The 4,040-nt window shown below is 64.0% G+C and carries 3 protein-coding genes; 2 read left to right on the forward strand and 1 reads right to left on the reverse strand.

Going from position 1 to position 4,040, the window contains the following annotated elements; genetic code table 11:
• Positions 1 to 48: 48 nt before the first annotated feature.
• Positions 49 to 3,006 carry a Tn3 family transposase gene (locus SX1_RS21845; protein WP_026150043.1) on the reverse strand — a complete coding sequence of 986 codons (2,958 nt, stop codon included), beginning with the start codon at positions 3,004 to 3,006 and terminating at the stop codon, positions 49 to 51.
• Between the two features lie 138 nt (positions 3,007 to 3,144).
• Here SX1_RS21845 and SX1_RS21850 point away from each other — a divergent pair, with 138 nt between their 5' ends.
• Both SX1_RS21850 and SX1_RS21855 read left to right on the forward strand, forming a co-directional pair.
• The gene (locus SX1_RS21850; RefSeq protein ID WP_026150044.1) at positions 3,145 to 3,720 is read left to right on the forward strand and encodes a recombinase family protein; all 576 of its coding nucleotides are present in this window, start codon (positions 3,145 to 3,147) and stop codon (positions 3,718 to 3,720) included.
• Positions 3,721 to 3,730: 10 nt separating this feature from the next.
• Positions 3,731 to 3,997, forward strand: a complete 267-nt coding sequence (locus tag SX1_RS21855) for a hypothetical protein (RefSeq protein ID WP_019054813.1) — start codon at positions 3,731 to 3,733, stop codon at positions 3,995 to 3,997.
• Positions 3,998 to 4,040: the final 43 nt, after the last annotated feature.

Here is a 4,040-nt window from a genome sequence, read left to right on the forward strand (position 1 = left end):
TGCTCGCCTGAATGGGCGCGGGTCGGCAATTCCCATCCCCGGATCATATCACGCGGCAAGAAGTGATGGTGAAATGCGAAGCTGCCTCAGCTGATGCGGTGCCGGCCGATCGTCCCGCTCCCAGCTATAGTCGCCGGTGAGCGCGATATGCTCCCAACCCAGCGGCGCGATATGGCGGGCAATGTCGTCCGACGTGTTCATGTCCGCCAATGCCTGTTCGAGATAGCGGGTGTTCCACAGGATGATCGCGGCGACCAGCAGGTTGAGACCGGAGGCGCGATAGGACTGGTTTTCGAACCGACGGTCGCGCAGCTCGCCGAGCTGGTTGAAGAACAATGCGCGGGCGAGCGCGTTGCGCGCCTCGCCCTTATTCAGCCCGGCCTGGGTTCGCCTGCGCAGATTGATATCCTGCAACCAGTCGAGCATGAAGATCGAGCGTTCGAGCCGCCCGACTTCGCGTAATGCCAGTGCCAGGCCGTTCTGGCGCGGATAGGCGCACAGCTTGCGCAGCATCGCCGAGGCGGTGACGGTCCCGGTCCGGATCGAGGTGGCAAGCCGCAGCAGTTCGTCCCAATGCGCAGCTGCATGGTCGTACGCGATCGGATCGCCGACCATGCCGGCGAGCAACGGCCCCGCCTCCTGCCCGGGCAGGAGATGCAGGCGGCGCTCTTTGATATCGCGTAGGCGGGGCGCGAAGCGGTAGCCGAAGAACGGCATCAGCCCGAACACATGGTCGGACGCGCCGCCCGTATCGGTATAATGCTCTTCGATCGATAGCCCGGTCTGGTGGTACAGCAAGCCATCGAGGACATAGGGTGCTTCGCCTGCGGTCGCGGCGATCACGCGCGAGCCGAAAGGGTCATACTGGTCCGATATATGGGTGTAGAATGACACGCCGGGTTCGTTGCCGTTGCGCGCGTTGATATCGCCGATCGCGGCACCGCGCCCGCCGGCATGAAATTGCTGCCCGTCGCTCGATGAACTGACGCCGGTGCCCCATAATCCAGCGAGCGGCATTGCGCGATGAGCGTCGATCAAGCGCCCCAGCGCCTCGCCATAGGCAGCCTCGCTGATGTGCCAGTCATGCAGATGGGCGAGCTGGCGCAGGCTCGCGCCCCGGCAGCTGTCCGCCATGCGGGTCAGGCCGAGATTGATGCCATCGGCGAGGATCACGGTCAGCAGCGCGTTGCGATCGTCGGCAGGACGGCCCGAGCGCCGGTGTGTGAAACAGTCGCCGAAGCCGGTCCACGCATCGACATCGAGCAGGATGTCCGTGATTTTCACGCGAGGGAGACGATCATAGGCGGTGCGACGCGCGACCTCTGCGGCGGGTGGCGTGATCGCCTTCAGCGGCGAGATCATCAGACCATTTTCATCGAGGCGGACCTGGGGCAGTTCACCTTGCCTGGCCAGTACCGTCACCCGTTCGATCGCGCGGTCCAGGCGCTCACGGCGCTCCCCAATATGTTGATCGAATCCGGACTCGATCGCGAGCGGGAGCGGCCCCTTCTCGCGCAACGCTGCAAAGGTGGCTGGCGGAATGAGATAGCTGTCGAAGTCTCGAAATTGCCGACTGCCTGCCACCCAGATATCGCCGGCCCGCAACCGGTCGCGAAGCTGGGACAGCGCGCAGAGTTCATAGGCTGCGCGATCGACGACGCCGTCGCGGATCACGAAGGGTCGCCAGCCTGCCGACACGAAGCGTAGCGGCACCTTGTCGGGCAGGCGTCGTTTGCCGGTATGGTAGAGATCAGCGATGATGGCGAGCGCATCGAGGATGCCCTGGACCGGTCCGGCACCGCGAAAAGCGAACGCCCGCAGGAATTGACCGGCGAACAGCTTCACCGTGCGATGCCGCTCGATCAGTTCGGCCGTGCGGTCGATCGTCTCGGGGCGGACGAGGACTTCCGCTTGGGCGACAGCGGAGCCGAACCGTTCCCAGTCGAAGGGGCCGATACGCGCAAGGGAGTCGATACCCTTGGCGTGCGCGTCGATCAGCACGCGGCAGCTATTTGTTAGCGTGCGCAAATGCCCCTGCATCTCGCGCACGGTCCTGATCGCCTTGTCGCGCGTCCGGTTTTCTGCGCGGCGCACCATGCTGCCAAGCAGCTTGTCGAACATGGTGAGCGCGGCGTCAGTCAGGCTTTCCTCGAGCCGGATGGCTGCGGTCGCGAGCGTCGCGTGGCGGCGCATGGCCGCCAGCTCGCCGAGATGTTGCGGCGTGATCCGCACTGCCTCGTCGGCCAGTCGATCGAAGGTTGCCGACGGTATCATGGTGGCGCGCGCCGGGTCGAGGTCGAGCGTGCGGACATGATCGAGCCGTTCAAGCAACCGCAGGATGCTGCGCGGCGCCGGCGATTGCGGGGCATTGCGCAGCCAGGCCAGCCATGTTGTCCCCTGATCCGATCGCCGGGTCAGCAAGGCGTCCAGCGCCGTCAGCTTTTCCGGCTCGATGCCGTTGGTCAGGATTGCATGGGTGAGTTGTTCGGCCTGTTGGCGCGCGTGTCTGACGATCGCCTCGATGACAGCCGATGGTGGCAGTAGCACCCGCCGTCGGCGCAACTCGTCGATCACGGTGCCAGCGAGCAGGAGAGGCTGGGCGGCAGTCTGCGCGACCGGCATCGCGAACGCCACGATCGCGCGAAAGTGGTTCCGGTCGAAAGCGGTATAGCCGAGCCGCTGCATGAGATCGGCGAGATGCGCGCGCCGGGTTTCATCGCGACGGGCGTAATCGTCGAACGCCGTTGTCGGCACGTCGATCTGATCGGCGACAAAGGCGAGGATGGCACCGGGCGGCCTCTCTCCCGCCTCCAACACTCGGCCTGGCCAACGCATGTAGAGCAGCAGCAGTGCGAACCCGAGCCGGCTCGACGCTCCCCGGCGTTCGCCGACAAGATCGAGATCCTCACGGCTGAGGGTGAAGTAACGGGCGATTTCCCGTTCTTCGGTCGGCGGATCGTAATGCGGGGCGAGCGCCTCGCGTGTCAGCAACCGCCGCCTTGCCATGTGCCACGACCTTTCTCGCTCTGTCCGTCAGACGGTCCTCTGGCGGCCAGCATGAATATGTCCGTCAACTCTGGACCCGTGATGGCGATTCGGACAAGAATGCAAATCGATGGGAAAACGGACAGATTGGGACCGGCTGTGGCGCTGATTGGCTATGCGCGAGTATCGACCGGCGACCAGAAGCTGGCGCTCCAGCACGACGCGCTGAACGCGGCCGGTTGCGAGCGGACGTTCAACGACCATGCGTCCGGCGCAAAGACCGATCGGCCAGGCTTGGCCGAGGCACTGGCCTATCTGCGCGCTGGCGACACACTGGTCGTGTGGAAGCTCGATCGTCTTGGCCGCTCGATGAGCCACCTGATCGAGAAGGTTGGCGAACTCGCCGCGCGCGGCGTCGGCTTCCGCTCGCTTACCGAGCAGATCGACACCACCACGTCAGGCGGCATGCTGGTGTTCAACATCTTCGGCTCGCTTGCCCAGTTCGAGCGCGATCTAATCCGCGAGCGCACCAACGCCGGATTGAAGGCTGCACGGGAACGAGGGAGCCTTGGCGGTCGACGTCCGGTCATCACGCCTGACAAATTGCGCAAGGCGCGCGATCATATCGCGGCAGGGCTGACTGTCCGCGAGGCGGCCACGCGCCTCAAGGTTGGCAAAACCGCGCTCTACAAGGCTCTCGAAGGCACCACTGCCAAGACCGCAGTCAAAGTATGAGGAAAGAGTGATGAACGAACGCGATCCCAACATCGTTACCTCGAGCCTGTCTGGTATCGTCACCGAGCAGGGCGTCACCGTGAGAGTGAACATCATTCGGTTGGAAAATGAGCCGAGCTGGTCGCTCGAAGTCGAAAACGAGTATGGAACGTCTACGGTCTGGGACAACCTGTTCGCGACTGATGATGCCGCGCATGCCGCTTTTCGTCAGACCGTCGATGAAGAAGGTATGCGCGCCTTCCTCGACCAGGCTGTCGTCATACCCTTCCGACGTTAGCACCGTCAGTGTTCGCCGTTCGTTCGATCCTAGCGTACGTAAA

Origin of the sequence: Sphingobium xenophagum NBRC 107872, from assembly GCF_000367345.1 — a bacterium.
Taxonomy (GTDB): Bacteria; Pseudomonadota; Alphaproteobacteria; order Sphingomonadales; family Sphingomonadaceae; genus Sphingobium; species Sphingobium xenophagum.

Coding starts and splice junctions, on each gene's coding strand:
- SX1_RS21845 (WP_026150043.1), bottom strand. CDS start 3,006: ATGGCAAGGCGGCGGTTGCTGACACGCGAGGCGCTCGCCCCGCATTAC.
- SX1_RS21855 (WP_019054813.1), top strand. CDS start 3,731: ATGAACGAACGCGATCCCAACATCGTTACCTCGAGCCTGTCTGGTATC.